Consider the following 2,456-nt stretch of genomic DNA (forward strand, 5'->3'; position numbering starts at 1 on the left):
GTCACATTCTCTTCCATCGGTGTGACAACTTCCGTTTCTTTGTTCAGCTTATTGTATGCCGTGGTCACCGTGTTTCCGTTGAAATCGGTTGCGGACACTGCCCGTCCCAGCTTGTCGTATTTGATTTTCTGCTTCACATTGTTTTGGTTGGTCAGAATGATTTCATTGCTGACCGAATCATAGCTGAATTGGTTGGTTGTCCCGTCCGGGTTGGTCTGCACAAGCGGACGTCCCAGTTTGTCATAGGTGATAGCGATCACATTGTTGTTGCCGTCCTTCTGATAGACCAGATTTCCTAGATTATCGTATTTTTCATGGGTGGATACCGAGGTCTGTCCCTCCACATGCTCCACATCGTTCACCGTCGTGGTTTTGGTGTAAAGGATGCCTTCCTCTTCCGGCGCATAGTTGTATGCAATGTCTGTCACTACGCTGGCACTTGGCTCGTTGTGGGCGGCTGGTGGAAGTATTTATGGGAATCAGGCATTAAAACAGGGTACAAGGAATGATGAAGGTTGAAAGATAAGAAATCGGGGACTAGAAAATACTCTAGTCCCCGATTTTTACAAAATTTGTGATAGAGGCGGAGATATGTTTTTAGAAATTAAGATATAGATATAATCTTCTCCTTGACATCTAGGATTAATTTATATCAAGACATAAAAACGACTTCTGTCTTATCTGTAAATACTGCAATAAAGCACATCACCTGTCCTGCTTATCACAACCAATCCACTGCCACCTGTTTGAGGATTATCAGGTCGATAATAATTTAAATTTGTTTTTACTGCCCAAGCATCGATGCTTTTTTCATAATTTACCATATATGGCTTTTGACCATATAAATGTTTATTGTCAATCCTCTCGAAGAAAAGTCCTGCTATTTTTGCTGCAATTTCAGGTGTCTTGACAGGATAATCTTCAAAAGAGTACTTTTTGGTTGTAATATCCTGCTTAATTTCATCGTTTAGAAAGCTTCTTCCATCACTTTCATCCATATGATTTAAGGTAATTACTTCATTATCTCTTACATAAGGAATTCTCAATTGAATTTGAGATGGCTGTTCATAGAATTCATCACCTCGCTGAACAGAAATTGCCTCTTGCCATTTTAAATAAATTCCTGTTTCTTCACAAAATTCACGCAATGGCACATAAGTTTTATCATCTATCAGGTAACAGGAAGTATATTGCCATGGCTTTGAATTTATGATTATGGGGCTATTTGATGCTTCCATGATATCAAGTTGTAAATTATTTGAACTGAAAACATTTACAGTCGTGGCGGTCAATAAAATTCCAGATATAAGTCCTAAAATATACCTTTTCAATGTTTATATCTCCTTTTCACCAATTATTTTGTTTAACCATTCAGTTCCCGTATAACCCATATCTCTGAGTTGACGTACATTTCTTTTCTTATATTCACTTCTTAGACGTTCTAATTTTATACCAGCATCATAGATTGCTTTCTCTTCTTTGCTCCGATATCTAACCATTTCAGATTTTTCGTCATATGGCATAAATATAGAAATTATTTCAGAAGTTCCAATTGCTTTATCGTTGTTATGCCAAGACTTTTTTACATTCATATCTGGCGTGAACTTGATCAATAATCCTCCAGGTGTTACTGCATAATTTGGAATTCCCCCTAAACTTCGAGCATAGCTATCATCTTCACCAGAAATTATGTCAGGATCAGGATAAGAATATCCTTCATCTGCCATTGCTTTTTGTTCTGTGCTTACTCGTCCATGGGTATGTAATATTGCTTTTGCATTACCTTCCCATTCTGCGTCTTTTGGATTACAACCACCAGAATCTCCTTCCACTGGTTCATTATAAGTATAATAAGTTTGACCATCCTCACCAATTATTTCATATACAATTGTCCCTAATTCAAACCCTTCTTCTATAAACTCACCATTTTTATTTATCCCTGCAATTGAAATTGGATTATATGTTAAACCAAAATCAATCGCAGCATCATCAATTGTAACAAACAAATCACCGGCTTTAAAGCCACTCGGATCCACTAAATTAATTGGATTATTCCCACAATAAACAAACCAATTCATTCCATCTCGAATTGGATCCTCCGACGTAAACCTTCCAATACTACTGTCATAATACCTTGCTCTGAGGTAGATAAATCCGGTTTCACTATCGAAATATTCTCCGCAGTAACGGAACGGATTGTTGTCTTCTGACTGTTCCTGCTTCTGGTTCCCGAACGCATCGTAGGTATAATCTTTTAATATGGTTCCGCTTGCGTTGACCAAGGCTGTTGTATCTCCGTGGGTATTGAAGGTATAATACTCCTTGCTTCCTCCGTTTACTGTTCGGGAGATAGGGGAGAGGCCTCTGACAAACACCTGCTTTTCCCCGGCCTTGTCGTCCATGACAATATTCTGCCCGTCATAGATATGGCTGGTGGTCACGCCGTTGGTGGTTTT

3 protein-coding genes are annotated in these 2,456 nt (G+C 38.7%); all 3 read right to left on the reverse strand.

What is annotated here, in order from left to right:
* Positions 1-428: hypothetical protein (locus KQI32_RS13125; protein ID WP_216426073.1), on the reverse strand; the 428-nt coding region annotated here is incomplete at its 3' end.
* 249 nt (positions 429-677) lie between these two features.
* Positions 678-1,331: a hypothetical protein gene (locus KQI32_RS13130; RefSeq protein ID WP_216426075.1), complete on the reverse strand. Its 654-nt coding sequence runs from the start codon at positions 1,329-1,331 to the stop codon at positions 678-680.
* Between the two features lie 3 nt (positions 1,332-1,334).
* Positions 1,335-2,456, reverse strand: a 1,122-nt coding sequence (locus tag KQI32_RS13135; RefSeq protein ID WP_216426077.1) for an RHS repeat-associated core domain-containing protein, incomplete at its 5' end; no start/stop codon positions are given.

Origin of the sequence: Acetivibrio sp. MSJd-27 (assembly GCF_018918095.1) — a bacterium.
GTDB lineage: Bacteria > Bacillota > Clostridia > UMGS1840 > HGM11507 > HGM11507.